The organism is Acinetobacter legionensis (genome assembly GCF_057165765.1).
The window spans coordinates 228,543-254,234 of sequence record NZ_CM169896.1 but is presented as its reverse complement, the minus strand read 5'-3'; the positions used below and the strand labels follow the sequence as shown (position 1 = coordinate 254,234).

The 25,692-nt window shown below is 38.0% G+C and carries 27 protein-coding genes, 2 tRNA genes, 1 pseudogene and 1 riboswitch; of the genes and pseudogenes, 18 read left to right on the top strand and 12 right to left on the bottom strand.

What is annotated here, in order from left to right; genetic code table 11:
* The first annotated feature begins 127 nt into the window (after nucleotides 1-127).
* Complete coding sequence (locus AC2G3J_RS01225; RefSeq protein ID WP_336953662.1) at nucleotides 128-547, top strand: GNAT family acetyltransferase; 420 nt, start codon at nucleotides 128-130, stop codon at nucleotides 545-547.
* 44 nt (nucleotides 548-591) lie between these two features.
* Here AC2G3J_RS01225 and AC2G3J_RS01220 read toward each other — a convergent pair.
* The 5 genes and pseudogenes from AC2G3J_RS01220 to AC2G3J_RS01200 form a co-directional block, all read right to left on the bottom strand.
* Nucleotides 592-1,864: pseudogene (locus AC2G3J_RS01220) on the bottom strand (OmpP1/FadL family transporter).
* Nucleotides 1,865-1,949: 85 nt separating this feature from the next.
* The gene (locus tag AC2G3J_RS01215) at nucleotides 1,950-2,711 is read right to left on the bottom strand and encodes a class I SAM-dependent methyltransferase (RefSeq protein ID WP_336953660.1); all 762 of its coding nucleotides are present in this window, start codon (nucleotides 2,709-2,711) and stop codon (nucleotides 1,950-1,952) included.
* A 199-nt stretch (nucleotides 2,712-2,910) separates the two neighbouring features.
* Nucleotides 2,911-2,986 (bottom strand) — tRNA-Phe (locus AC2G3J_RS01210).
* Between the two features lie 133 nt (nucleotides 2,987-3,119).
* Nucleotides 3,120-3,195 (bottom strand) — tRNA-Phe (locus AC2G3J_RS01205).
* 327 nt (nucleotides 3,196-3,522) lie between these two features.
* The gene (locus tag AC2G3J_RS01200; RefSeq protein ID WP_005034402.1) at nucleotides 3,523-3,900 is read right to left on the bottom strand and encodes a GNAT family N-acetyltransferase; all 378 of its coding nucleotides are present in this window, start codon (nucleotides 3,898-3,900) and stop codon (nucleotides 3,523-3,525) included.
* Between the two features lie 102 nt (nucleotides 3,901-4,002).
* Here AC2G3J_RS01200 and hisB point away from each other — a divergent pair, with 102 nt between their 5' ends.
* The 3 genes from hisB to AC2G3J_RS01185 all read left to right on the top strand — a co-directional run bounded on the left by hisB (nucleotide 4,003) and on the right by AC2G3J_RS01185 (nucleotide 5,938).
* Nucleotides 4,003-4,596, top strand: coding sequence for an imidazoleglycerol-phosphate dehydratase HisB (hisB, locus tag AC2G3J_RS01195; protein ID WP_004725347.1), 594 nt, complete (start codon nucleotides 4,003-4,005; stop codon nucleotides 4,594-4,596).
* Nucleotides 4,596-5,213 carry an imidazole glycerol phosphate synthase subunit HisH gene (hisH, locus tag AC2G3J_RS01190; RefSeq protein WP_336953659.1) on the top strand — a complete coding sequence of 206 codons (618 nt, stop codon included), beginning with the start codon at nucleotides 4,596-4,598 and terminating at the stop codon, nucleotides 5,211-5,213. Before hisB ends, hisH begins: the two co-directional genes overlap by 1 nt.
* A 188-nt stretch (nucleotides 5,214-5,401) precedes the next feature.
* Entirely contained in the window at nucleotides 5,402-5,938 is a 537-nt protein-coding gene (locus tag AC2G3J_RS01185; RefSeq protein WP_483770558.1) for a DUF805 domain-containing protein, read from the top strand.
* 41 nt (nucleotides 5,939-5,979) lie between these two features.
* Here AC2G3J_RS01185 and AC2G3J_RS01180 read toward each other — a convergent pair whose 3' ends face one another.
* A complete protein-coding gene (locus AC2G3J_RS01180) occupies nucleotides 5,980-6,381 on the bottom strand; it encodes a transcriptional regulator (protein WP_336953657.1) in 402 nt (133 codons plus the stop codon).
* A 124-nt stretch (nucleotides 6,382-6,505) separates the two neighbouring features.
* Here AC2G3J_RS01180 and AC2G3J_RS01175 point away from each other — a divergent pair, with 124 nt between their 5' ends.
* Nucleotides 6,506-7,168, top strand: a complete 663-nt coding sequence (locus tag AC2G3J_RS01175) for a 3'-5' exonuclease (RefSeq protein WP_336953656.1) — start codon at nucleotides 6,506-6,508, stop codon at nucleotides 7,166-7,168.
* 77 nt (nucleotides 7,169-7,245) lie between these two features.
* Nucleotides 7,246-7,977 (top strand): 1-(5-phosphoribosyl)-5-[(5-phosphoribosylamino)methylideneamino]imidazole-4-carboxamide isomerase, encoded by a 732-nt coding sequence (gene hisA / locus AC2G3J_RS01170; protein WP_336953655.1) that lies wholly within the window; start codon nucleotides 7,246-7,248, stop codon nucleotides 7,975-7,977.
* Between the two features lie 91 nt (nucleotides 7,978-8,068).
* On the opposite strand, the gene AC2G3J_RS01165 is transcribed toward hisA, so the two are convergent.
* The gene (locus tag AC2G3J_RS01165) at nucleotides 8,069-8,362 is read right to left on the bottom strand and encodes an antibiotic biosynthesis monooxygenase family protein (protein WP_336953654.1); all 294 of its coding nucleotides are present in this window, start codon (nucleotides 8,360-8,362) and stop codon (nucleotides 8,069-8,071) included.
* Nucleotides 8,363-8,514: 152 nt separating this feature from the next.
* Between AC2G3J_RS01165 and AC2G3J_RS01160 the strand changes: the two genes are divergently transcribed.
* Nucleotides 8,515-9,450, top strand: a complete 936-nt coding sequence (locus AC2G3J_RS01160) for a DMT family transporter (protein ID WP_336953653.1) — start codon at nucleotides 8,515-8,517, stop codon at nucleotides 9,448-9,450.
* 83 nt (nucleotides 9,451-9,533) lie between these two features.
* On the opposite strand, the gene AC2G3J_RS01155 is transcribed toward AC2G3J_RS01160, so the two are convergent.
* Genes AC2G3J_RS01155 through AC2G3J_RS01145 form a run of 3 tightly spaced genes read right to left on the bottom strand, consistent with a single transcriptional unit; the run spans nucleotide 9,534 to nucleotide 11,566 of the window.
* Nucleotides 9,534-9,926 (bottom strand): DUF4870 family protein, encoded by a 393-nt coding sequence (locus tag AC2G3J_RS01155; protein ID WP_004725331.1) that lies wholly within the window; start codon nucleotides 9,924-9,926, stop codon nucleotides 9,534-9,536.
* Between the two features lie 31 nt (nucleotides 9,927-9,957).
* Nucleotides 9,958-10,596, bottom strand: coding sequence for a DUF1294 domain-containing protein (locus AC2G3J_RS01150; protein ID WP_336953652.1), 639 nt, complete (start codon nucleotides 10,594-10,596; stop codon nucleotides 9,958-9,960).
* Between the two features lie 19 nt (nucleotides 10,597-10,615).
* Complete coding sequence (locus AC2G3J_RS01145; RefSeq protein ID WP_483770557.1) at nucleotides 10,616-11,566, bottom strand: homoserine kinase; 951 nt, start codon at nucleotides 11,564-11,566, stop codon at nucleotides 10,616-10,618.
* Nucleotides 11,567-11,679: 113 nt separating this feature from the next.
* Between AC2G3J_RS01145 and hisF the strand changes: the two genes are divergently transcribed.
* Complete coding sequence (hisF, locus tag AC2G3J_RS01140) at nucleotides 11,680-12,438, top strand: imidazole glycerol phosphate synthase subunit HisF (RefSeq protein ID WP_427927399.1); 759 nt, start codon at nucleotides 11,680-11,682, stop codon at nucleotides 12,436-12,438.
* A gap of 425 nt (nucleotides 12,439-12,863) precedes the next feature.
* A complete protein-coding gene (locus AC2G3J_RS01135; protein WP_336953650.1) occupies nucleotides 12,864-13,166 on the top strand; it encodes an SEL1-like repeat protein in 303 nt (100 codons plus the stop codon).
* A gap of 43 nt (nucleotides 13,167-13,209) precedes the next feature.
* On the opposite strand, the gene ettA is transcribed toward AC2G3J_RS01135, so the two are convergent.
* Nucleotides 13,210-14,871, bottom strand: a complete 1,662-nt coding sequence (gene ettA, locus AC2G3J_RS01130) for an energy-dependent translational throttle protein EttA (RefSeq protein ID WP_336953649.1) — start codon at nucleotides 14,869-14,871, stop codon at nucleotides 13,210-13,212.
* 259 nt (nucleotides 14,872-15,130) lie between these two features.
* Here ettA and AC2G3J_RS01125 point away from each other — a divergent pair, with 259 nt between their 5' ends.
* Both AC2G3J_RS01125 and AC2G3J_RS01120 read left to right on the top strand, forming a co-directional pair.
* Nucleotides 15,131-15,373, top strand: coding sequence for a hypothetical protein (locus AC2G3J_RS01125; protein ID WP_483770556.1), 243 nt, complete (start codon nucleotides 15,131-15,133; stop codon nucleotides 15,371-15,373).
* Between the two features lie 220 nt (nucleotides 15,374-15,593).
* Entirely contained in the window at nucleotides 15,594-16,871 is a 1,278-nt protein-coding gene (locus tag AC2G3J_RS01120; protein ID WP_336953648.1) for an O-acetylhomoserine aminocarboxypropyltransferase/cysteine synthase family protein, read from the top strand.
* Between the two features lie 77 nt (nucleotides 16,872-16,948).
* Here AC2G3J_RS01120 and phoU read toward each other — a convergent pair whose 3' ends face one another.
* Nucleotides 16,949-17,671 (bottom strand): phosphate signaling complex protein PhoU, encoded by a 723-nt coding sequence (phoU, locus tag AC2G3J_RS01115; protein ID WP_336953647.1) that lies wholly within the window; start codon nucleotides 17,669-17,671, stop codon nucleotides 16,949-16,951.
* 450 nt (nucleotides 17,672-18,121) lie between these two features.
* Here phoU and AC2G3J_RS01110 point away from each other — a divergent pair, with 450 nt between their 5' ends.
* From AC2G3J_RS01110 to gluQRS, 7 genes are all read left to right on the top strand, one after another.
* Nucleotides 18,122-19,138, top strand: coding sequence for a hypothetical protein (locus tag AC2G3J_RS01110; protein ID WP_336953646.1), 1,017 nt, complete (start codon nucleotides 18,122-18,124; stop codon nucleotides 19,136-19,138).
* A gap of 65 nt (nucleotides 19,139-19,203) precedes the next feature.
* Nucleotides 19,204-20,259 (top strand): hypothetical protein, encoded by a 1,056-nt coding sequence (locus AC2G3J_RS01105; RefSeq protein WP_483770555.1) that lies wholly within the window; start codon nucleotides 19,204-19,206, stop codon nucleotides 20,257-20,259.
* A gap of 53 nt (nucleotides 20,260-20,312) precedes the next feature.
* Nucleotides 20,313-20,446, top strand: a riboswitch (TPP riboswitch).
* 136 nt (nucleotides 20,447-20,582) lie between these two features.
* Nucleotides 20,583-22,478, top strand: a complete 1,896-nt coding sequence (thiC, locus tag AC2G3J_RS01100; protein WP_336953644.1) for a phosphomethylpyrimidine synthase ThiC — start codon at nucleotides 20,583-20,585, stop codon at nucleotides 22,476-22,478.
* 75 nt (nucleotides 22,479-22,553) lie between these two features.
* On the top strand, nucleotides 22,554-23,174 hold the full coding sequence (locus AC2G3J_RS01095) for an NUDIX domain-containing protein (protein ID WP_336953643.1): 621 nt from the start codon (nucleotides 22,554-22,556) through the stop codon (nucleotides 23,172-23,174).
* Nucleotides 23,175-23,183: 9 nt separating this feature from the next.
* A complete protein-coding gene (gene cpdA, locus AC2G3J_RS01090) occupies nucleotides 23,184-23,993 on the top strand; it encodes a 3',5'-cyclic-AMP phosphodiesterase (protein WP_336953642.1) in 810 nt (269 codons plus the stop codon).
* Nucleotides 23,994-24,202: 209 nt separating this feature from the next.
* Entirely contained in the window at nucleotides 24,203-24,727 is a 525-nt protein-coding gene (dksA, locus tag AC2G3J_RS01085; RefSeq protein ID WP_336953641.1) for an RNA polymerase-binding protein DksA, read from the top strand.
* A gap of 4 nt (nucleotides 24,728-24,731) precedes the next feature.
* The gene (gene gluQRS / locus AC2G3J_RS01080; protein ID WP_336953640.1) at nucleotides 24,732-25,646 is read left to right on the top strand and encodes a tRNA glutamyl-Q(34) synthetase GluQRS; all 915 of its coding nucleotides are present in this window, start codon (nucleotides 24,732-24,734) and stop codon (nucleotides 25,644-25,646) included.
* Nucleotides 25,647-25,692 lie beyond the last annotated feature (46 nt).

Below are 25,692 nucleotides of genomic sequence, written 5' to 3'. Positions count from 1 at the left end.
GTTTTTATAAGTTAACAAACTCAGCAAAAAGTATTTACGCATTGTCTAAAAAATAAACTTATCAACTGCGGTTTTTTATATTAATCTGCTGTAAAGATTGTTTTAAAAAACAAGAGATAAAAATTCTATGTTTATTATCAGACAGTTTCAGGAAACCGATTTAGACGAAGTCATCGCACTGTGGGAAGTCTGCGATTTAACCCGTCCTTGGAACAACCCAGAAATTGATATCTTCCGTAAAGTCGCACAAAAAGACGGATTGTTTCTATTGGCGGTCAAAGATGAACAATTGATCGCTACGGTTATGGGGGGGTATGATGGGCATCGGGGCTGGGTCAACTATCTTGCCGTGCACCCTCATGATCAACGTAATGGTGTTGCGACCGCACTGATACAACAACTTGAAAAGCGCTTAGTTGCATTAGGCTGCCCAAAACTGCAACTCCTGATCCGCAAAGATAACATTGATGTACAAAGCTTTTATGAGCAACTTGGCTATGAAGAAATTGAAGTCGTGTGTTTAGGTAAACGCCTTATCCCAGATTAAAATAAGCCCAATAGAATTAATCTCATAGTTATTTACAAAAAATTTTAGAATTTATAGCCATATGATAGACCTAGAATATCCTGACTCATTTTGAGTTTCGCTTCACCACTACCAAACGCAGGGGAAATTTTTCCTTTTACCTCATCTTCTAAAGCACGTGTATAGGCAATATTGATTTCTTGATGTTGATCGAAATTCCAAGTTGCACCTACGCTGAGGTGGTCTTGAATCACCCCTGGAGCAAGAATATTTAAAAAGACTTCACTGTCTGGAATCGGTTGATCATTATGACTATAACCGGCTCTTAGTGTGAGCTTTGGATGTGCTTGATAAGACACACCCAGTTTATAGATATTGATATCGTTCCAGCCAAATCCAGGCCCTTGTAGTGTACCAAAAGCATGACCTTGTTGTAATTGTGCAAGATCAAAAGGATTTCCTACCGATTTCACATCCGAATAGTTAATCCGTTGCACATCCGCAGCTACTGTTAATAAAGGTGTGATTTTGACAGCTACACCAACACCATAACTTTCAGGAACATCAAAGTCACCTCGTTCAGCAAATAACCCACGATATCGATCAAAGCGATCTGCATTAATTTTTGAAGAATAATTTGCACCAAAAGTTAAGCGTTGATCAAAGAATTTTCCAGCCCAACCAATACGTGCACCAAAGCCAGTCGCAGAATCCTTACCACGATTGCTTAAATTTAAACTATCGGCTGAAAATGCGCTAAACCCACCAATTCCCTGCGCTTCAAAACGTTGATAGAGAATATTGGTTGCAATTCCAATAGATTGATTTTCTGAATATTTCCAAGCAACTGCTGGAGTAATGAAAACCTGTGTTAAATCCACTCCTGCTGTTCCAGTGTTGCCAAATGCTGCAAATGGATTATTTTTATACCCCCGTATTCATTCCGCCATTCCCATATATTGCTAAACCTAAAGCTACTTGGTGACTAATTTGGTGATTGAAGGCAAGCTCTGGTAGTACAAAATATTTGCGTCCATTGCCGTCGTATGTACCATTGGCATTAGGATAATCTTGTGGTATTTGATTAGCCACAAACTCAGCTGAACGATCAGGTGAAAACACAGTTGCACCAACATCAATACGATCACCAACCCAGCTTAACCCTGCTGGGTTATTAGCAATCGTTAATGCATCTTGAAATTGAGCAATGGAAGTTCCTGCATTGCCTTGGGCCTTTACCCCATAGCCATGCATAAAATAACCTGTCGTTGCAAAAGATGTAGAGCTGAATACCGATACCCATACAGTAAGGGATAATATTTTAACAGGAGTTTTCATCAATTATCTTACTTTTAAATAATATATAAGTAAGTATATTGTTGGCAATATTTGTTGTAATCAAAGATAAAATGCGATCCTTATTTTATTTGTGCATAAAGCATTTTTTCTTTGATTTTTTAATTTTGCCCACTCTTAAAAAAACCGGGAATGTGATGGTCAAATCTGCAAGCTCGTTGGTTAATGCTTCAGCTAAATCAAGTAATGGATGATCCTGATTTCTTTCGCAATAGTGTTTAATTGCAGACCAAGTGGATAAGTACTTTAATAATTGCGCAGACGACCACTGGTACTGCATCTTAAACTCAGCAACATTTATTTCTTCAAAAGGAAATGGAATGGTTTTATATTCTTCATCGATATAACGGCGCTCTGTATCCCAATAGCCTTCTAGTTTTTCAGTATATAAGTTTTGAATCATTGTATTGATGGCTGAATTTTCGACATGAATTAAGCCGTAACCGATCACCGCAAGAATACCTTGGGGTTTTAGTGTGCGTTCAACTTCTTTATAAAATTCTACAAAATCAAACCAATGAATGGCCTGAGCAACAGAAATCAAATCAAAACTCTGTGCTATAAATGAGGTTTTTTCGGCAGATTGGACTTGATAGCTCACATTATCAAAATAAGGTGCAAGACTTAATTGTTTTTCGCTCATATCTGTTGCAACAATATGATCGAAATAAGGGCTGAGCAGTTGAGTAAATTGGCCTGAACCTGCACCACAATCCCAAGCAAAACCACGTTCTGGAACATGATTTAAAATTTCCTGAACCACTTCAGGAGGATAACTCGGTCGGGCTTGCTGATAAAGCTGGCTACCTGATGAAAATAAATCTTTCATTGTTCTTATAACAATCTATTTCACTTACCTAAGATTTATCTTACGACATTTATAAGTCATGACAAGATATTTTGTAAGACAATGGCTTCAATTTACAACTTCTCAGTGACATTTTTTAATGATGAGAATCAATTTTTGAATTCCCAAAAAGTAAACAGACAATAAAAAACCTCAAACAAGGTTTGAGGTTTTTCAAATATGGTGGCGAGACCCAGGATCGAACTGGGGACACACGGATTTTCAATCCGTTGCTCTACCTACTGAGCTATCACGCCGATGCGGTGTATTAAGCCGTATCTCAGTTCAATAGTCAATAAAAATCATGACTTTTTTATTCAACCGAATATTTTTCATCCAAAAAAAATCCCTGATGGGATCAGGGATTGAAATCTCAAAGATTTTTAAATATGGTGGCGAGACCCAGGATCGAACTGGGGACACACGGATTTTCAATCCGTTGCTCTACCTACTGAGCTATCACGCCGATGGGGCGTATTAAACAATTTAATGGTTTAGCCGTCAAGCATTGAAATCACAAAAATCATTCAATAGTTTATTTTTACAACAAAAACCACTCATTCACGCTGAATAAGGTTGTTTTCCATACACTTTTAAGTGATGGGGTGCCAATTTCTGCATTTTCTATTTAGAGACCAAGGTATTCATCCAAAATTTAATTTGTCTAAAGTGTTTCTCTGAAAACTAGAATATTCTGCTTCAAGATTAGCCCAAACTTATTTTTCCTAAAATATCCAAATAAAAAAAGCAACCTAATCAGGTTGCTTCAATTGATTAAAGACTCTTGATCATCTTAGATTTTGCCTAAGTGAGCTAAACAACGGTGGATTGCTCCACAGCCCGGTTCAAAATTTTTAACGCCCTTTTCTTCCTCGATCCGACAAACTTCTTCGACTAAACGTTCTGCAACGCCTCGTCCTCGGTTAGCAGGATGCACCACAATATTTTCTAGAGTCCGACTTTCACCTTGCCCTGTACACCATAATGCACCAATAATCTTTGTATTAAATTCTGCGACATAAAGTAAGGTATAATGAGCCAAGTTTTGCTCAAGTTGTTCTATGGCATCATGACCATCCCCAAATTCAGGACTGGTGTCATATAATCGCTCAAGCTGATCGCGAACTTCTTCATTTTCGAGTGAAGTTTTAGCATGTACGGTAATAGGCATTGATTAACCCTCCTGAGCAATCTAATATGCTGTGACTTTCGTCACAGCGAAATATCTTTACATCAAACTTTTAATTTTTGACGTTTTTTGAGGAACGTGTCTATGGCGCAACGTATCAGTGAAGTGGTAAGAAACACCAACGAAACTAAAATTCGAGTTCGTGTGAATCTTGATGGTACTGGTCAAGGCACGCTCAATACAGGTGTTCCCTTTTTAGACCATATGGTTGATCAAATCAAGCGTCATGGTTTATTTGACATCGATATTCATTGTGATGGTGACTTAGAAATCGATGATCACCATACTGTAGAAGACTGTGGAATCACACTAGGCCAAGCATTTGCGCAAGCACTAGGTGATAAAAAAGGCTTAAAACGTTATGGTCACTTCTATGCGCCGCTTGATGAAGCTTTAAGCCGTGTCGTAGTGGATTTATCAGGTCGTCCGGGCTTATGGATGGATATCCCTTTTACACGTGCTCGTATCGGCAGCTTTGATGTGGATTTATTTTCCGAGTTTTTTCAGGGCTTTGTAAATCACGCTTTAATGACTTTGCATATTGACAATTTAAAAGGCAAAAATAGCCATCATCAAATTGAAAGTGTGTTCAAAGCATTTGCACGTGCACTTCGTATGGCATGTGAAGTTGATCCTCGTGCAGAAAATACTGTTGCATCGACCAAAGGAACCTTGTAATGACCCGTATTGCCCTTCTTGACTATGGCATGGGAAATCTTCATTCAGCAGCCAAAGCACTCGAACATGTTGGCGCAACTGTAGATGTCACAAATGATCCAAAATTAATCGCTCAAGCAGATAAAATCGTATTTCCTGGTGTAGGTGCAATGCGTGATTGTATGCAGGGTATGCATGAAGCTGGTATTGATGAAGTTGTACGCCATGCGGCGTTTAATAAACCTGTACTTGCGATTTGTGTCGGTATGCAAGCTTTGCTTGAATCATCAGAGGAAAATGCAGGTACTCCAGCACTGGGGATTTTTGATGGAGTTGTAAAACATTTCCCAGATATGAAAGACTTAAAAGTCCCACATATGGGATGGAACCAAGTTCATCAAATAGATCCGAATCATCCTATGTGGAAAGATATTAATCAAGATACCCGTTTCTACTTTGTACATAGCTATTATGTCGAACCACAAGAGCAGTCTCTTGTTGCTGCAACATGTGATTATGGTTTGCAGTTCTGCACAGCCATTCATAAAGAAAATTTGTTTGCGACACAATTCCATCCAGAAAAGAGCCATACAGCAGGTTTGCAGTTACTGAAAAACTTTGTGGAATGGAAAATCTAATTCATTCGTCAGTTTCATCCTGATTTATATCTCTAAAAATCAAGCCAATTGCAGTTGGCTTGATTTTTTATTCTATTAAGACTTTATTTTTTATCCTCTGTTTATTATGATTCATTCAAATTGAATAAAAATCCAACAATTCATTTTAAAAACTGATTTAAACCTTAATTCATTCTAGGAAAACAAAAATGCCCTCTAATTTTCAAACCCATGATTCAGCTCTAAGCGCCGGTGGCCGTTTCGGCAGATTATCCTATTTAGGATGGAATATGCTATTGGGCCTATCTATGTGCGTAGTGGGTATTATCGCTGCATTATTCATCCCTGCTTTAAGTAATTCACCTTCTATGGCACTCTTATTTATATTAGGTGCAGTTGCGATTATTATCTACATTGCTCTGATTTACTTCAGTTTTATTTTTATAATCCGCCGCTTACATGACAAAAATCAAAGTGGATGGCTATCTCTTCTCATGTTTATACCTTTGGTTAACTTATTCTTTTTTATTTATTTAAGTTGTGCAAAAGGAGATACAGGGGCAAATAACTATGGCGCACCTCGTATTACTCAGGGTTGGGAAAAAGTACTCGGCTGGATTTATATTGTAATATTACCAATCAGTATTCTAATTCTTGCAATTACAGCAATTCCAGCATATCAAAGTTATATAGAGCAAGCACAACAACTACAACAATATCAACAGCAAATTAATCAATCTGAATAAAGCATCTGGAATAACCACCCTATGTTTATAAGGTGGTTATTTTACTCTTTGGTGACAAAACCACCTTCCAACGGTTCAACACTAATTTTAATATCCGCCTTTAAATTTAAAGCTGCGTACCGGTCTTTAATTTCATTGATCAATTGTTCCATTGTGACATGACTTAAATCCAATTCAGACTCAGCATAAGCTTTAGTTACAAGATCAGCTTTATCTTGGTGTTTAGACTCCATATTCCAACGTTCAGTCATTCCGACTAAACGGGCCAATTCAATTAGACTTTGCGCACTCGAGGGTGTGGAGTTCTGCAACCATTTGGTCATGGTCCCTTTAGAAGTTTCGAGTACGTTAACAATATCACTGGCTTTTATATTTTTATCCTGAATCAATTGTTTTAAACGCTTTGCACCTTCGATAAAAAGATCATCATCTTTTTCAACCATACACTTTATTCCTGTGTTTTCGACCCATAAAACTATCATCTTTTATTCAAAGTTTGTTATAACACAATATGATTAATATTTTTAATGCTTAAACCGGTCGACTAAAATTTGTGAGCTTAAATTTGTGAATATTCAAACTCAGCAACTTCCAAGTAAAGAGCAAATTCAGAGCTTTCCCCGTTTTCAAAATTTACTTTTGAATAAAATTATGGTGATCAATGACTTGCAACAATGCCACGCGATTGCAGAAGAATTAAAAACGGCGCGCCTTTTTGGTTTCGATACCGAGTCTAAACCTACATTTAATAAAGGTGAAATACAAACAGGTCCACATCTTATTCAACTCGCGACTTTTGAAAAAGCCTATTTATTTCAAGTTTCACCTGATGTTCTTCATTTTTTAACCCCTTTTTTTGAAAATCCTGATCAAATTAAAGTCGGTTTTGGCTTAAAAAATGATGCACATCTATTTCGTAAAAAAGGCATACAACTCAACAGTGTTATCGAACTTTCAAAATGCTTTTCGAGTTTTGGTTTCAACAATCCTTTGGGGATTAAAAATGCGATGGCATTGTTATTCAAGGTCAACTTCCCTAAAAGTAAATCAATTAGCACTTCAAATTGGTCACGTAAAATCCTCACAACACCTCAAATTGAATATGCGGCAGCCGATGCTTATGCTGCTATATTAATTTTCAAAGCCTTACTGGATTTAGGCTTAATACCTGACACGATCGCGCATACTCAGCTTAAATTGAGCATTCAGCCCAATAAAAGCCTAAACTGACACTTAGAAATTGATCAAGTTTTTGCTAATATGAAGATCAATAAATTCTTAATTGAGATTAAGCAAGGAGCGAAAGCATGCTGATCATCCCGGCAATTGATCTGAAAGATGGTAAATGTGTTCGTTTAAAACAAGGTCGTATGGAAGACGATACCGTATTTTCTGATGATCCTGTCGCAACAGCACAGCATTGGGTGAATGAAGGCGCTCGTCGTTTACATTTGGTTGATTTGAATGGGGCTTTTGCGGGAACACCAATTCATAAACCAGTAGTTGAGGCAATTGCTAGAGCACAACCTGAACTTCCTATTCAAATTGGTGGTGGTATTCGCTCTTTGGAAACAATTGAACATTACCTAGATGCAGGTGTTTCTTTTGTAATCATTGGAACTAAAGCAGTTCAAAATCCTGAATTTGTTGAAGAAGCATGCAATAAGTTTGCAGGACACATAATCGTTGGTATTGATGCAATAAATGGTATGGTTGCAACAGATGGTTGGGCAAATGTCACAGATGTAAAAGCCACTGATCTTGCAAAACGTTTTGCAGATGCTGGGGTTTCGAGCATTGTTTATACCGATATCGCGCGTGATGGTATGATGCAAGGCGTAAATGTTGAACAGACTGTAAATCTTGCGCAATACTCAGGTCTTCCAGTGATCGCGTCAGGCGGTGTAACCAATCTAGACGATGTACGTAATTTAAAAGGGAAACCAGGTATTTTAGGTGCGATCACAGGTCGTGCAATTTACGAAGGCACACTCAACCTACGTGAAGCTCAATTGTTATTGGATGAACAAGGGTTTTAATGTCCAAATCAAGATCTGATTAAAAAAGAGAACCTAAGAGGTTCTCTTTTTTTATATGTGAAAAATAGTGTTTGAATTGCTATATTTTTATTTAAACCAATGTATTTTCAAAATGTTGCATTTCAATTTTACTGGCTAAAAAGGGTTTCATTGACATAAACCACTGTTTGAATTCATCCGTTTTCATAAAAATATCTGTATGGGTTTGAAGGTCAATCCAATGAATTTGTAGAATATATTTTTGATTGTCTTCTATACATCGGATCAATTTAAATTTTTCACAACCTTGAGCACTTCTAAAGGTATCCGATAGTTCATAAAATTTCTTTTCAAAAGCCATTTGTTGACCATCAACAATATGAAATAAAGCCTGTTCGATCACCATGATTTATTTCTCTTTATCAAAATTTTGATTCAATAGGCTATCACTATTGCATGACAATTGAATGATTTAAATACCCGATTACTCAGCTTAACATCTGCACAATCCTGTGCTTTCACGTAAAATAGCCCTGCTCTTCCACATTACTCTATTTTATGTCTTCCTCTCCCCTCGCTTTATTTTTAAAGTCCAGAACACCTCAAATTGCGTTGATACTTATGACCATGATTTGGGGTGGTACATTTGTCATTGTACATTGTGCCCTAAACTATAGTTCCCCTATGTTTTTTGTCGGTTGTCGTTTTGCTGCGGCCACCATTGCTGTTGGATTATTATCTTATAAATATCTAAAAGGTATAAATCTAAAAGAGCTAATCGCAGGTGCGCTCATTGGTGGCATGATTGCTGCAGGTTATGGCTCACAAACGGTAGGTATGCAAACTATTAGTAGCAGTGAGTCTGCATTTTTAACTGCTTTATATGTGCCACTTGTTCCGATTCTTATCTGGGTGATTTTTCGTAAAAGACCACATATCATGATCTGGCTTGGTATTTTTTTAGCATTTATCGGTTTAATTTTTCTGACAGGAAATGGTTTTGATCAAATTGATTTAAATACAGGGCAAATCGTCACATTAGTTGGCTCATTTGCAATTGCTATGGAGATCATTCTCATCGGGTACTTTGCTGGAAGCGTCAATATTCAGCGTGTAACGGTGATTCAGCTTGCCTTTGCTTCATTGATTTCATTTGCCAGTATGCCTTTTGTGGACGAGTTGCATATTCCACCCTTCTCGTGGCAATTGGTGATGCTTTCAGTTGGGCTAGGCTTAACCAGTGCTCTATTACAATTGACAATGAATTGGGCACAACGTTCTGTCGATCCTTCTCAAGCTGCCTTGATTTATGCTGGCGAACCAGTTTGGGCAGCTTTATTTGGGAGAATTGCAGGTGAGCGCTTACCATTGCTGGCTCTTTTTGGCGGTTTACTTGTAGTATTGGGGGTTATCATCAGTGAATGGAAACCCAAATTTTTATACAAACGACAGCTTGAAGAAAATTCGGCTGAGATAGAAAAACAGCGTTCTTAATCAGAACGCTGTTTTTACTAAAATTACTGTTTGATCAAGCTGTATTGCTCAAGAACAAGACTTACCAAACATTGTTCATTCAGTTATATCGGTAAGGCTTGATCATCATTCAGCGCAATAATGCCTCGAATGGCCCGATAGACAATCCATATCCAAGAAATAAATAAAGTGGCAGCACAAAAGATCGTAGCACCCACCGCAACACCAGCAAAGGCATTGACATTATCCATGGTAAAAAATAGAAAAATAAACGGAATAAATGCAATTACCGTCCAGACTAAATACCACCAAAAAGTGCGGATTTGCCATCTAAAATGACTTTCGAAAATCGTACCACGGACCGAATTCAATTTTACATAATTGATAATCAATGCAATGATTGCAAGAATTCCCGCAGAAAAAATTGCAACAATATAAAGGATATATAAAATTAAAGTCAGAGATTTACTATTATTTGGATCAACATAATTATTCATTGTAAGCCCTTTTAAATTTGCTAACGCCCGTTTAAATCTTAAACATATTCAAAGGCGAAATTAACCATAAAATCAATAAAATATTAAAGAATATGGTACACAAATAAATCTTTTTAAAGGGTTGTTTTTGTGTTTTATGTCGTAAGCGTTGCTGGGCTAGCCAAGCTGCGGGCCAACCGCCTAAAAAAGCTAAAATATGCAGGGTATTTTCAGGAACACGACGCTGATTGCTCTGCGCAGCTTCTTTATCTTGTGCATAAAACCAATAGGTCATCACATTGATGATACTGACAAAAAGAATAAACATGCCATTTAGCAAACCACTTATGCTCAAGATTGCCAAAACAATAATATAAACAGCGCAAAGAATTTGCATCGGCTGTAATTTAGCCTGCTTTGTTGCATGTAAATGTTTGGCTTTAGCCGCTTGCGGGCTTGTCACTTTCGCCATTTGTGTAGCTTTTAAATACGTGACTTGTTTTGCTTTATAACGCCCTTGACCATCTAATTGCACCACATATTCAAGTGCACAGCCAACGATTGGGCGTGGCCCTTTTTGTGCAAAATCTTTGATGTGTAAAAATACGCGATCTTTTACACCATCATTTGGTTGAATAAAGCCATAGCCTTTATCATCAAACCATTCAACTAAACGACCTTGATCACGCATTTTATTTCCTAAAAAACTATTAAGCAGTAACAAACTTTAATCTTTCGATCAACATATTACGCATTTCTTGCGGATTTTTCTGCAAAATATCATCACTTGTACGTGCTTCAGCAGCATTCATCTGAGCAATTTGTAAACGCATCATCCAAAAGCGACCTGCGGCCATAGCCAAATATAACTCTAAACAAGCTCTTTCATCTTCAGTCAAAGGACGAATCGAGGTATATGCATTTAAGAAAGCCATTGCTTTGGCTTCATTCAAAGTAACACTCGGATATTCTGTACAAAAATCATTTAACGTAATCGCAATATCAAAAAGCAATTCATCTTGATTCATTTCATAAAAATCAAGAATGCCTTTTAACTCATCGCCTTCAAACAAAGTATTGTCACAGAACAAATCCGAATGAATAAAACCTTTAGGTCGATTTGGATACATCATTGTCAGTGCTTCATACAAACCTAAAAGATTATTCAGCAAAGCACTATCAGCTACATCTAAAGTCGGTTTAATTTGTTGAGCAACGTTGTACCAATAAGCATGATCACGCACCACTTGACGCTGTAATGGGAAGTCTTGTAACGCCACATGCATTTTGGCCTGTGCCACAGCAATTTGCTCAACTTGAGCGATTGTAGAGGGCATCGGATGTTTACCTGACATCCGTGGCGCAATTTGTGCAGGTTTATCTTTTAAACTATGAATCGACTGACCGCTATGTTTTAACGGAACAGGAACTGGCAAAGCTTGTTGACCCAAGTGTTCTAAAACAGGAATTAATTCCCCTGCTGCTTGCGCATCCATATTTTCAAATAATGTTAATACGAACTGTGTTCCATCAGCACAAATGATAAAATAGTTGGTATTTTGCACACCGCCTTGAATTGGTTTAAGTTCAACCACCTCTAATCCATAAGGTGCTGCAAAGTGTTGAACTTCTTTTAAACTCAAAGTGGTATAAACCGACATAGAAAACCTGCGAAAAAACTTACATAAGTTTGATAGAATAACCGCTTCGACTATCGAGGTGTAGCACCTAAGTCACGAACTTTCATAATCGCCTGTTATTTTTGGAAAAAATTATGCTCGCTAAACGTATTATTCCTTGCCTGGACGTAGATAATGGTCGTGTGGTGAAAGGTGTCCAGTTTTTAGATATCCGTGACGCAGGAGATCCTGTAGAAGTTGCCCGTCGTTATAATGAGCAAGGTGCAGATGAAATCACCTTTTTAGACATTACCGCAACATCGAATGGCCGTGATACCACTTATCGTACTGTTGAACGTATGGCTGAAAGTGTGTTTGTCCCCCTTACAGTTGGTGGTGGTGTTCGTAAAGTTGAAGATATCCGTTTGTTATTAAATGCAGGTGCAGATAAAGTCAGCATCAACTCTGCTGCAGTATTTAATCCTGAATTCGTTCAAGAAGCTTCTCAGCGCTTTGGTGCACAATGTATTGTTGTAGCAATCGATGCAAAAAGAACTGGTGAAAATAAATGGGAAATTTTCACCCATGGCGGCCGCAAACCGACAGGCATAGATGCGATTGAATGGGCTGTGAAAATGGCACAATTCGGTGCAGGTGAGTTATTGGTTACCTCTATGGATGCAGATGGGACTAAAGCGGGTTATGACATTGGTTTAATGCGTCAAATTAATGATCGTGTCACCATTCCGACCATTGCGTCAGGTGGTGTGGGTAATTTACAACATTTAGCAGATGGTATTTTAAAAGGTGGTGCCGATGCAGTATTGGCAGCCTCTATATTCCATTTTGGTCAATACTCTATCCCTGAGGCGAAAAAATATCTTGCTGAGCAAGGAATTGAAATGCGTCTTTAATTGATAATGAGTACATATATAGAAGAATGTTATTTTGCATTCTTTTATATATTATTTATTAAGCCCTATTAAAACACCTAGATAGAATACATAAATAATAGGTATTATTTTAAATAACGACTAACAACTCATTTTATATAAATTATCAATTATTAAAATCACTGATATCAAACTGAATAAGAATTAAAACTGAATAAATTATTTATTTATCTTGAATCACTTTTTAAATACTTTTATATGGAAAAATCCTGATCATTGGGTATTTCTTATTCTATTTATTTCCTTTAATCTTATGATGGGAACTTTATAAAAAATAAGCGTGAGTCATTATGGATTTAATAAAAACAATACGAAAATTAAAGGAAATCTTCAGTTATAAATACCATTATTCCAACCCATATCAATCATTTAATATCTCTGAATCAATGCACATTTACCATCGCGCAACCAGTTATGAACATTTAGCGCTGAATCAGCAGTATAAACTTGATATTGATTACCATCACAATGAAAAAATATATAAATATCAACGTAATGCGATTTGGTATTTTTTACATTCAGCACTCAAAGGGTATAGCTCAGCACAATATAAATTAGGCATGATTTACTTACAGGGGCAACTTGGATTATCTCCAGATAAAGTCAATGCATACAAATGGTTATTACTTGCTGCAAATCAGGGTCATCTCGAAGCACGAGACCAACTATGTCATTTCTATCAGCAATAAAAAACCAGCTCGAAAGCTGGTTTTTTATCAACAAAATGAGGAGTTAACCCCCAATTTTTTTGTATTTGGTCCGTTTTTGCACAGCAGCATCACCCAAACGAGCTAAGCGATATGCTTCATATTCAGCATAGTTACCTTCGTAAAATTCAGGCTGTTCATTTTCAAATGACAAGATATGTGTCGCAATACGGTCGAGGAACCAACGGTCATGCGATACCACCATAACAGTACCAGGGAATACAAGAATTGCATCCTCTAGTGCACGTAATGTTTCAATATCCAAATCATTCGACGGTTCATCGAGCAAAATCACGTTTGCGCCCATCTGAAGAATCTTTGCAAGTTGTAAACGGTTACGTTCACCACCAGACAATTCACCTACACGCTTTTGCTGATCTTGACCTTTGAAGTTAAAACGACCGATATAGGCACGAGATGCGATCTCATATTCGCCAATTCTTAAGATATCTAAACCGCCAGAAACTTCTTCCCAAACGGTTTTATTGTTATCTAAAGTGTCACGAATCTGACCAACATAAGCAACTTTTACAGATTCACCTAATACAACGCTACCCGTATCCGGTTGCTGTTCGCCTGTCATCATACGGAATAATGTAGTTTTACCCGCACCGTTTGGACCAACAATACCAACAATTGCCGTTGGTGGCACCGTGAAAGATAGGTTTTCATAAAGTAGACGACCATCAAACGATTTACTGATGCCCTCAACTTCTACAACCTTATTCCCTAGGCGTGGACCAGGTGGAATATAGATTTCAGACGTTTCATTACGTTGTTGGAACTCACGTGAGTTAAGCTCTTCAAAGCGCTCCATACGTGCTTTGTTTTTCTTTTGCTGACCTTTAGCATTTGAACGAACCCATTCCAATTCTTTTTTCAATGCTTTAGCAAAAGATTCTTCTTGTTTATTTTCCTGCTCTAAACGAGCATTCTTTTGTTCCAACCAAGAAGAATAGTTACCTTGATAAGGAATACCATGTCCACGGTCAAGCTCAAGAATCCACTCCGCAACGTTATCCAAGAAATAACGGTCATGGGTAATTGCAACAATTGTACCGGCAAAGTCTTTCAAGAAGCGTTCTAACCAAGATACAGATTCTGCATCCAAATGGTTCGTCGGTTCGTCAAGCAGTAGCATGTCTGGTTTAGACAATAACAAACGACATAATGCAACACGACGACGTTCACCACCTGAAAGTAAGCTTACGTCAGAATCCCATGCTGGGAGATTCAATGCTGCCGCAGCCTGATCCATTTGGTTACTTAGGTTATGCGCATCCCAAGCATGGATAATTGCTTCTAATTTCTCTTGCTCTTTTGCAAGCGCATCAAAGTCAGCATCTTCAGCTGCATATTCAGCAAAAACTTCATCTAAACGTGCCAATGCATCCAATGGTTCCCGTAAACCATCTTCAACGTTACCACGAACATCTTTATTTGGATCTAATGGTGGTTCTTGCTCAAGATAACCGATTTTAATACCTGGTTGCGCACGAGCTTCACCTGAGAAATCTTTATCTACGCCAGCCATAATACGGAGTAGGGTAGATTTACCTGCACCGTTTAAACCAAGTACACCAATTTTTGCACCTGGGAAAAATGATAAAGAGATGTCTTTTAAGATTTCGCGTTTAGGCGGAACCATCTTCGACACACGGTTCATCGTGTAAATATATTGGGCCACGTAGGACTCCTCTATAATGAATAGAAATTCGCAAAATGCGAATAAATAAATACCGTCAATTATACGCTGAATTTATCTATTTTTGTTCAGATTTGTCCAATTGATTGAGATATTTTAAAAGCATCAAGAAAACATTTTCAACACCAATAATCTCAATCAAATTGCAATCTCAAACATTATCACCAACAAAAATTCGACTGATAATGATATACAAATTGTGTCTTGGTCTGAGTTGAACTTGGTGCATTGTAGTTTGACAATGATTACACAAGCGTCAGCACCAAACGCCAATGTTATATTTTTGGTTAAGGTCATCTGTGTTGTTGAATTTTGTTCATCATCAGAACATGCGGTCAAACCCAGTAAACTACAGCGTACTAAAGTTAAAGTTAAAGTTAAAGTTAAAGTTAAAGTTAAAGTTAAAGTTAAAGTTAAAGTTAAAGTTAAGTTATTTTATGGCGAGTTAGTTTATTTATTACTGCTTATTTATTGTGTTTTTTAATAACAGAATTTATAGAAGTGTCTATGCTAGTTTGAGCAAATGACAGCTTAATAAACTCAGCGATATTCGGTCTCTATTTACTCGTTCAAACTGAATTCAACACGGGCTACAATGTTGGCTTTATCTATTTTTATGATTTTAAAATATATAAACCCTTGTTTACTTCATATATTTATTTGTTACACTCTATTGAAATTTAATAAAAAGTTGACGGAAGAACATGACATATAAAGATGAAACTCTTGCGATACATGCAGGCTATGAACCAGAAGCAACGACTAAAGCCGTAGCCGTTCCCATTTATCAAACGACCTCTTATGCCTTTGATAATACGCAGCACGGCGCAGATCTATTTGATCTTAAAGTTCAAGGGAATATTTATACACGTATCATGAACCCAACCACAGCTGTGCTTGAGCAACGCCTGAGCGCACTTGAGGGCGGTATCGGTGCTTTAGCATTGGCTTCTGGTATGTCTGCGATTACTTACTCAATCCAGACTATTGCAGAAGCAGGTGACAATATTGCATCGGTTTCAACGCTGTATGGCGGCACCTATAATTTATTTGCCCATACGTTACCTAAACAAGGCATTGAAGTACGTTTCTTTGATTACCAAGATCCTGAAGCATTGCGCGGCTTGATTGATGAAAAAACCAAATTGGTTTTCGTTGAGTCGATTGGCAATCCGTTGGGTAATATTATTGACCTAGATGCCATTGCTAAAATCGCACATGAATATGGTGTACCCGTCATTGTGGATAATACTGTTGCAACACCTGCCCTACTGAAACCTTTTGAACATGGTGCAGATATCGTGGTGCATTCATTGACTAAATATATTGGAGGTCATGGCAACTCGATTGGTGGTGCGATTGTCGATAGTGGTAAATTTCCTTGGGGCAAATATCCCGAGCGCTTCAAAGTCTTAAATACCCCCGATCCAAGTTATCATGGGGTGAACTATGTAGAAGCTTTGGGTGCTGCAGCATATATTGCCCGTGCACGTGTTGTCCCATTAAGAAATACAGGCGCAGCGATTAGCCCACTCAGCGTATTCTTAATTTTACAAGGTTTAGAAACACTAAATTTGCGTATGGAACGCCATACTGAAAATGCACAAAAAGTCGCTGAATATTTACAGGCGCATCCAAAAGTGCAATGGGTTAACTATGCAGGTTTAAAAGATCATCCACAGCATGCTTTGGCACAAAAGTATGTTAAAGGTAAACCCTCTGCAATTCTGTCTTTTGGGGTAAAAGATGGACGTGAAGGTGGTACCCGTTTTATCGACGCACTACAGCTGTTTACTCGCCTAGTGAATATTGGTGATGCAAAAAGTTTAGCCTGTCATCCAGCAACCACCACTCATCGTCAACTCAATGAAACAGAGCTAAAAGCAGCTGGTGTGAGTATTGATATGGTGCGTTTATCTGTGGGTATTGAACATATCGAGGATTTGATTGCGGACTTAGAACAAGCACTAGCTCAGGTGTAATTTTATTTTTGTAATCTTAAATATTGCAAATAAAAAGACCTGAATGATTCAGGTCTTTTTATTGATCATAAATTCAATTACTTGCCTTGTACTTTTTGCTCAATTTCTTCAACGCTGGTATGACGAACATCAAAACCTTTTGCAATATAAATGACTTGTTCTGAGATATTACGTGCATGATCACCAATCCGCTCAAGTGAACGCAATACCCACATCACATTGATTACACGGCTAATATGACGTGGATCTTCGATCATGTAGGTCATTAGTGTGCGCGTCGCAGATTGGTATTCACGGTCAATATCTGCATCTGCCAACAAAACTTTTAAAGCCTGTTCTGCATCTACACGCGCAAAAGCATCTAAAGCATCATGAATCATTACACGCACTTGATTACCAATATGCCGTGTTTCCATATAACCACGCGGCGATTCACCCTCTTCACATAAAGTCTGTGCTATACGGGCAATTTTTGCAGCTTCATCACCAATACGCTCTAAATCGGTATTGGCTTTACTCATGGCAATTACCATGCGTAAGTCGATTGCAGCTGGATGACGACGCGCCAAAATCAAAGTCAGTGCTTCATCAATTTCTCGTTCATAACGATTGACTGTATTGTCTTGAAATTGAACATCAATCGCCATATTGGCATTGGTATCCAATAAAGCGTGCACTGCATTTGCGACTTGTTGTTCTACCAAACCACCCATGGTCATAAATTTGGTATTCACATCCTGTAAGTCCTCATTAAATTGAGAAGATATGTGATGGTTTAATACAGGATTACTTGGGCTCAAGGTTAGATGCTCCACACGCAACAAAACTATTTTTATGGATTAATATTAAAGCACATTCATCATGAATATTTTATGACAAGTATTTTTCTTTCAAATAAATTTCTCAATATAGCTCATTTTGCTTCCAATCAAAGTGATTAGAGTAAATATACTACTACAATCTACTGAATTTAAATATGTAACTTTGCTATGAAAATCCATATAAACCCAATTCTTGATTATTTATCGAATGCTAATTTTTACCAACCTTAAGTTAGACACACGCCTCAGTTTCTTGCAAAAATTAACGTTTTATTATCACAAAACTACAAAATATTTCATTTATTTAGCCTCGATTCAGCGACAATGGCACCGAACAAAATTGAGCTTCTTTTAAATGCTGGTCGAATGAAATTTCCTCGCAATATCCTTCATTTTCTCATTTCAGGCATACTCGTTATATTGAGTTGCATGATGGTTATCGCATGCCAAAAACCAACGACTGACATTGTTAAAGAGTCTAAAGAGACTCCACCAAAAGAAAATCCAATACCTGATTTAACTCAAATTTGTCAAAATCTCAAAAATGAAATGCTTGCAATCAACGAAAAAAGAACCACACTTGCAATAGAGCAAGTCAATCAAGATATTCGTATGTGTTTGCCATTGATGAAACCTGCGGAACAAATGGTATTGATGCATCAGTCAAAACGTATGTATCAACAATTTTTACAGATCGAACGTACTTCAGAACAACAGCAAGCATTTGAAAATTATGCTTTAGATCAAGCTGCATACCCCACCATTCAACAAAGTAAATTTGAACAACTTAATCTTCGTGATCAATATTTATTACGTCACAAAGGGCAAGCTTATATTGAGCTGACCGAACAAACAGATGATAAAATTGTCTATCGTAGAAGCCCGCAATATCTAGCAAAAGTTTTCGCGCCGTATCTAACTGCGCCTGAACAAGTTTTTATCGAAAATCTTGCAGAACAAAATACTCACCCACTTTTTAAAAATCATAAACTCGATATTGATGCTGAAGAAACTGCCAAAAGAGCTAAATTTTGGCAAGATTACCTGCAAACCTACCCCAATAGCCCTTTTTTAAATGATGCGCAGTTCCTAAAAAATGCATATAGCAGTCTATTATTTTTAGGTACTGAAGAAGCGCCTATTTCGATAAGTTTTGAAAATCAAACCGATATAGATGCCTTAAGTTGGTTGGTGATTGAACGATTGGCAAAATCTAATGATGGTGAGCTTTCAGCACAGGCGAAAAAGTTTGTTCATTTTTTAAATATGAGCAAAGAGCAAAGACAGCAAAAAATTCAAATTAGTGAAAAAGAACGCACTAAACTAGAAAATATTCCTCAATTATTGGCACTTTCCCAACTCAATCAATATCTAAATCTAAGCCCAATCGACTTTAAGCGTGTTAAAAAAGATTGCTTTAGCGATGCGATTTGTTCTGACAGTTAGATGTTATTTCAGTTCAATTTTTATTATTCTTGTGGCATTCAATAACTCACAACAACAGTCATTCTATGAAAGTTTTAAAACAACATTTGTCACTCACAACACTTTTCATTTGTGTCCTATTCAGCGCTTGCCAAAAACATGAGAATAATCAAAAAAATGAAACAACCGAAGCAGCTGCTTCTGAAGTGGCTCAGACCCGTACAATTGAAATTCCAGCTGTTCCACAAGACTGTAACGAGATAGATACAAGCATCAAAAAATTAGAAAAAAAGGTTATCGTTGAAGATTTAAATGACCTCAATCAATTATTTAAAAAATGTCTCGCATCTACTCCATTAAAAACACGCTATCAATGGCAAGCAAAAATTGAAAACATTTATCAAAAACTCATCGCAGATGCCTCGCCTGAAGTATTTCAATATATGACCGACACACTTGCAGACGGTCAGTCGATGACAGCTCAACAAAAACAAGAATTGTATAAAAAGTTAAAACCACGTGAAAAATATTTAGTTGATCACGCAAAAGACTTATATTTAGCAAAATTTTATATCGGCGAAGGTGAGTACACCTTTGTACAGCATCCACAATATGATCTGGATACTTTTGCACCCTATTTAGAAAAATCAGATCAGGTCTACTTTAAACAGATCCGTAAAGAGTATACAGGTGCCAACTATATTATGGACGCAGGGTTAGCAATTAGTTTTGATGAAGTGGCCAATCGACTGTTATATTGGGAAAAATTCAATAAAGACTACCCCAACAACCATTTTAAACATCAAGTCGTAGAGAACATTGAACAATACCGTAGTGCACTTTTTCAAGGCGAGGACAACACTCGCACGCTCTGGTTCGATGACGATAAAATTGCAGATGAACAAGCAATCAAAGCGATTGAAAAAATTGCAGGAAGTAAAACTGCAAGTAGCCCAACTGCACAGAAATTTGTGAATTTAATCAATGCAAGTGAAACGCTTTGGCAACAAATGCCAAAACCATCTAGCCAGTATCCTGAAGATAATTCAGCTGAACAGCAAGACATCCGAGCACAACGTGAAGCATTTGAACAAAAAATTAGAAAATCTGTCGAGGTAATTCTGGCTCAAGAAAATAATTGAAATTGATATCTGTATGCCAGCATATTTTCAATAAGAACATGCTAAGATTTGAACATCGCTTGACGGAGCGCGAGTAATACCTCGCTGAGATTTAGTCAGTTTTGCATCTCCTTGCCAAAACTTAAACTAAAGTACCGTTGAACCTGATCAGGTTAAGACCTGCGTAGGAATCAAGCATCTAAAAACTGACAGCCCATAGTTTATCTATTTTTGTCGCAATAGCGCTTTATTCTGATGATGAATTTAGCAGATAAAATAGACTAGATTTGCCACCGTTTTTGGTCGTGCTTGATTCGTTGATGTCATTCATAAGGATCATTGTAATGAACCAATTAACGAATCTATCCCCTGCTGATCAATTGGCTCAACACGAGCAAGAAGCCAAAGATCTGACTCGAATTTTACCCGCATCTAAAAAAGTTTATATTCAAGGTTCACGCCCAGATATTCAAGTACCGATGCGTGAAATTGAACTCACGGATACCCCAACAGGCCTTGGTGGTGAAAAAAATCCACCAATTATGGTCTACGACACTTCAGGTGTTTATACCGATCCCAACGTACACATTGATTTGAATAAAGGCTTACCCAATGTACGTGAATCTTGGATTGAAGAACGTGCGGATACTGAGCATTTAGCCAGCTTAACCTCTAAATTTGGTCAAGAACGTCTGAAAGATATTCGTACTGCTGAAATACGTTTTGCCCATATTCAAAAACCACGTCGTGCAAAAACAGGCAATAATGTCACTCAAATGCATTATGCCAAGCAAGGTATTATTACGCCTGAAATGGAATACATTGCCATTCGTGAAAATCAACGCCAGCATGAGGGTGTAGATATGCGCCAACATGCAGGACAAAATTTTGGCGCCCACAATCTTATGCAAATCACCCCTGAATTTGTGCGTAAGGAAGTCGCTGAAGGGCGTGCCATCATTCCAGCCAATATTAACCATCCTGAATGCGAACCCATGATTATTGGACGTAATTTCTTGGTGAAAATTAATGCCAATATCGGAAACTCAGCTTTGGGTTCATCAATAGATGAAGAAGTGTCGAAAATGACATGGGCAACCCGTTGGGGTGCAGACACCATCATGGACTTATCGACAGGTAAAAATATCCACGAAACTCGTGAATGGATTATCCGTAACTCGCCTGTTCCAATTGGTACAGTTCCTATTTATCAAGCACTTGAAAAAGTCGATGGTGTTGCAGAAAACCTCACATGGGAAATTTTTAAAGATACTTTAATTGAACAAGCTGAACAAGGTGTCGATTATTTCACCATTCATGCTGGGGTCTTATTGCGATATGTGCCAATGACAGCCAATCGTTTGACTGGGATCGTATCACGTGGCGGTTCGATCATGGCGCAATGGTGTTTGGCACATCATGAAGAAAATTTCCTCTATACACATTTTGATGAAATCTGCGAAATCATGAAAGCCTATGATGTGTCTTTCAGCTTAGGTGATGGTTTACGCCCAGGTTGTATTCAAGATGCCAATGATGAAGCGCAATTTTCAGAATTACGCACTTTAGGTGAACTGACCCATCGAGCATGGAAACATGATGTTCAAGTCATGATCGAAGGGCCAGGCCATGTTCCAATGCATATGGTGAAAGAAAATATGGACCTGCAACTTGAAGTCTGTCAAGAAGCACCGTTCTATACCCTTGGGCCACTCACCACAGATATTGCTCCAGGCTATGACCACATTACTTCTGCGATTGGCGCAGCAATGATTGGTTGGTATGGCACGGCCATGCTGTGTTATGTGACCCCAAAAGAGCATTTGGGCCTGCCCAATAAGAAAGATGTTAAAGACGGGATTATCACCTATAAAATCGCAGCACATGCTGCTGATTTAGCTAAAGGACATCCGGGTGCACAAGTCCGTGACAATGCTTTATCTAAGGCACGCTTTGAATTCCGTTGGGAAGATCAGTTCAATCTCAGCCTCGATCCAGATACAGCAAGATCGATGCATGATGAGACTATGCCTAAAGAGGCACATAAGTCCGCACACTTCTGTTCAATGTGCGGACCTAAGTTCTGCTCGATGAAAATCACTCAAAACGTGCGAGATTATGCACAAAATCAACAAAATGCAGCACACTCTGTAAATAACAAAACGGTTATAGAAGATGGTCTCAAAACCATGAAATCCGTTTATCAGGAACAAGGGCAAAAGTTGTACCATAAAGTGTAAAGTTTAAAAAAAACTTTTGTCTTTCACTATTTCTCAGTTAGGATGAAATGAATATGTTTCATCCTAACTGTGCACATGAACATCATTCAGCAAGCAACCTACACACATAATGATGTAGAAATACAATCTCGTGAATATGCCTTTAAAGGTTTTGTTCAAGTCGAAAAAGTGAGCTTGCGACACCGATTATTTAATCAAACTGAATATACCACAACCATCCAACGTGAATTGATTCGCCGTAAAGAGGCTGCTGGCGTACTGATTTATAATGATCAGCAACAGAAATTTGCATTGATTGAACAGTTTCGTGTGGGGGCGATTGATGATGTTGTTTCACCTTGGCAACTTGAAATCATCGCAGGTGTACTCGATGGAGATGAATCTCCAGAAAGTTGCATTCGGCGAGAAAGCGTTGAAGAATCTGGATGTGAATTAAATCAAATCAGACACTTGTTTAGCTTCTATCCATCTGCTGGTGCATGTGATGAAATCTTCCATCTCTATGTTGCTCAAGCAGCGTTACCCGCTGAAGGTGGGGTGTTTGGTATGCCTGATGAAAGTGAAAATATCAAACTTCATATCATTGATTATTCAGATCTGTGCATCTTATTACAAAGTAATCGTTTAAAAAATGCGCCTGTGATTATGGCTTTGCAATGGCTACAACAGCACTTGCATACATTTGAAAATGTCTAGGGGAAAGGCATGCAATCAGAGATATTGCCGCAAACTGATAAAGATAGAGTAATTATCCAAATCACAGATACACATCTGATGGATAGACCTGAGGCTGAATTTGTCGGGATTAATCCTGAAGAAAGCTTTCATGCCGTTATGAATGATATTCAGCAACGCTATAAAAATATCGATTTAATTTTACATACAGGTGATTTGGCTCAAGCTGCGTTTCCAGAAACCTATGCGCGCTATTTAGATTATATGCAGCGTTTTGGTATCAATTTTTATCAAATTCCAGGAAATCACGACAATCTGAACTTGTTTCCCTTCCATGCGCCAGAACCGATTCCCGCAGTTATTGAGTTAGATCAATGGCGTATCATTTTGCTGAATAGTGCTGTGAGCGGGCGTACTGATGGAAACATTCAAACAGAACAATTGGCACATCTAAAACTGTTATTGGAAAAAATGAGCGACAAATTCATACTCATCGCTTGTCATCATAATCCTTTTGATATGCATTCGAAATGGCTCGATCAGCACAAGTTAAAAAATGCAGATGAATTAAAAGCTGTACTTGAACCATTTGATAACATCAAAGCTGTTTTACATGGTCATGTTCATCAAGAGTCCTATAATATATGGAATGGAATACATTTTATTTCTACGCCTGCGACTTGTGTGCAATTTAAACCACTCAGCCAAGAGTTTTCATTTGATCCAATTGCACCTGGTTACCGTTGCTTACATTTAAAAGCCAATGGTGAATTTGAGACCTTTGTACACCGCTTGGATCACTTCAAAGTTACAATTAATGAAGAAATTTCAGGTTACTAGCTTTTCATTTTTGTTTTTTTCTATTAAGTTATTCGTCCAACGAGATATGCAGAAAGTCTAATTCAGGGTTAGGTGACTTTCATCTTGGTAAAAAAATCTATATGATGACGCCCCCGATAGATTCATTCTGTTGGTAGTGATAAAAAATACTTGCATATCACCATATTTTTTGCGTATAGATAATACGTATATGATGAGGAATGCCCTTTATGGCGAATGACAACCAAAATCAAGTCTTGGAAGAACAAACAGCAGCAGATGATAAGTCTGTAAAGCGAGTGCGTAAAACCAAGCCGAAGACCAATGAAAACGGTACTACAGCAAGTCTATTCGGTATCGAGCCTTATCAGCCAAAGAAAAATGAAGAATACATGTCTGAGGGGCAGCTCGAACATTTTCGTAAAATTTTGCTGGCATGGAAAGCTGAATTGATGTCGGAAGTGGATCGCACCCTAAATACAATGCAAGATGAATCTTCTTCTTTACCTGATGTAAATGACCGTGCTACGCAAGAAGAAGAGTTTGCCATTGAGTTACGTACCCGTGACCGTGAACGTAAACTTATTCGCAAAATAGAGCAATCTATTGAAGCGATTAAAAATGACGACTATGGTTTCTGTGAAACGTGTGGTATCGAAATTGGTTTACGCCGTTTAGAAGCACGACCAACCGCAACTTTATGTATCGATTGCAAAACCCTTGCTGAGATCAAAGAGAAGCAAAATAACGGTTAACGCTGTGTCAAATTCCTCCCCACCCCTCTCTTTTCCAAAGGGAGGGAGGAAGAATACTGTATACAAAGGACGGTTTGCACCTTCACCCACAGGGCCGTTACATTTTGGCTCCTTGGTGACTGCTGTTGCGAGTTATTGCGATGCTAAAGCTCATCATGGGCAATGGATCGTCCGAATAGAAGATACGGATATTCCACGTATTTATCCAGATAGTGAACAGCACATTTTAAAGTGTCTAGACGCTTTTGGTTTCCAATCTGATGTTGAAATCGTTTATCAAAGACATCGCTTAGACATTTACCAGTCAGTAATCGAACAACTCAAACAAAACAATTTAGTTTATGCTTGTGAATGTACCCGAAAAATATTAGGGTCAAATCATATCTACGCTGGAACTTGCCGAGACAAACAGCTCGACTTCGAAAACCAAGCCATTCGTTTAAAAGTGTCTGATCAAAATATTTGTTTCAATGATCGATTACAAGGGCAACATTGCGCTAATTTACACCACGATTTAGGTGATTTTGTTCTCACACGTCGTGACGGCATTATCAACTATCAATTGGCAGTCGTTGTCGATGATTATTTACAAGAGATCAGCCATGTGGTACGTGGTGCGGATTTATTGGATAATACTGAACGTCAAATTTGGCTAGGGCAGCTTTTAGGCTATCCCGCTCTTGAATATATGCACTTGCCGCTTGCAATGAATCATCTAGGGCAAAAACTCTCTAAACAGAACCATGCTCAAGCCCTTGATGTCAAACATGCGTCTGAATTGCTTTTAGAGGCGATTATAGCGCTTGGACAAGCGCCAGTGGACTTAGATCAGCCAGATAAAATGTTGGTTCAAGCCATCACTCAGTGGGATATTACAAGTATTCCCAAAGGAACAGAGATAAAAGCCATTTACCAATAAAAAAGCCACTTTTGATCAAATGGCTTTTTTATTCAAATTAAATAAA

Bases quoted from the DNA above. Each gene is read 5' to 3' on its own strand.
- AC2G3J_RS01225 (WP_336953662.1), top strand. From the start codon at position 128: ATGTTTATTATCAGACAGTTTCAGGAAACCGATTTAGACGAAGTCATC.
- AC2G3J_RS01215 (WP_336953660.1), bottom strand. From the start codon at position 2,711: ATGAAAGATTTATTTTCATCAGGTAGCCAGCTTTATCAGCAAGCCCGA.
- AC2G3J_RS01200 (WP_005034402.1), bottom strand. From the start codon at position 3,900: ATGCCTATTACCGTACATGCTAAAACTTCACTCGAAAATGAAGAAGTT.
- hisB (WP_004725347.1), top strand. From the start codon at position 4,003: ATGGCGCAACGTATCAGTGAAGTGGTAAGAAACACCAACGAAACTAAA.
- hisH (WP_336953659.1), top strand. From the start codon at position 4,596: ATGACCCGTATTGCCCTTCTTGACTATGGCATGGGAAATCTTCATTCA.
- AC2G3J_RS01185 (WP_483770558.1), top strand. From the start codon at position 5,402: ATGCCCTCTAATTTTCAAACCCATGATTCAGCTCTAAGCGCCGGTGGC.
- AC2G3J_RS01180 (WP_336953657.1), bottom strand. From the start codon at position 6,381: ATGGTTGAAAAAGATGATGATCTTTTTATCGAAGGTGCAAAGCGTTTA.
- hisA (WP_336953655.1), top strand. From the start codon at position 7,246: ATGCTGATCATCCCGGCAATTGATCTGAAAGATGGTAAATGTGTTCGT.
- AC2G3J_RS01165 (WP_336953654.1), bottom strand. From the start codon at position 8,362: ATGGTGATCGAACAGGCTTTATTTCATATTGTTGATGGTCAACAAATG.
- AC2G3J_RS01160 (WP_336953653.1), top strand. From the start codon at position 8,515: ATGTCTTCCTCTCCCCTCGCTTTATTTTTAAAGTCCAGAACACCTCAA.
- AC2G3J_RS01155 (WP_004725331.1), bottom strand. From the start codon at position 9,926: ATGAATAATTATGTTGATCCAAATAATAGTAAATCTCTGACTTTAATT.
- AC2G3J_RS01150 (WP_336953652.1), bottom strand. From the start codon at position 10,596: ATGCGTGATCAAGGTCGTTTAGTTGAATGGTTTGATGATAAAGGCTAT.
- AC2G3J_RS01145 (WP_483770557.1), bottom strand. From the start codon at position 11,566: ATGTCGGTTTATACCACTTTGAGTTTAAAAGAAGTTCAACACTTTGCA.
- hisF (WP_427927399.1), top strand. From the start codon at position 11,680: ATGCTCGCTAAACGTATTATTCCTTGCCTGGACGTAGATAATGGTCGT.
- AC2G3J_RS01135 (WP_336953650.1), top strand. From the start codon at position 12,864: ATGCACATTTACCATCGCGCAACCAGTTATGAACATTTAGCGCTGAAT.
- AC2G3J_RS01125 (WP_483770556.1), top strand. From the start codon at position 15,131: ATGATTACACAAGCGTCAGCACCAAACGCCAATGTTATATTTTTGGTT.
- AC2G3J_RS01120 (WP_336953648.1), top strand. From the start codon at position 15,594: ATGACATATAAAGATGAAACTCTTGCGATACATGCAGGCTATGAACCA.
- AC2G3J_RS01110 (WP_336953646.1), top strand. From the start codon at position 18,122: ATGATGGTTATCGCATGCCAAAAACCAACGACTGACATTGTTAAAGAG.
- AC2G3J_RS01105 (WP_483770555.1), top strand. From the start codon at position 19,204: ATGAAAGTTTTAAAACAACATTTGTCACTCACAACACTTTTCATTTGT.
- thiC (WP_336953644.1), top strand. From the start codon at position 20,583: ATGAACCAATTAACGAATCTATCCCCTGCTGATCAATTGGCTCAACAC.
- AC2G3J_RS01095 (WP_336953643.1), top strand. From the start codon at position 22,554: ATGAACATCATTCAGCAAGCAACCTACACACATAATGATGTAGAAATA.
- cpdA (WP_336953642.1), top strand. From the start codon at position 23,184: ATGCAATCAGAGATATTGCCGCAAACTGATAAAGATAGAGTAATTATC.
- dksA (WP_336953641.1), top strand. From the start codon at position 24,203: ATGGCGAATGACAACCAAAATCAAGTCTTGGAAGAACAAACAGCAGCA.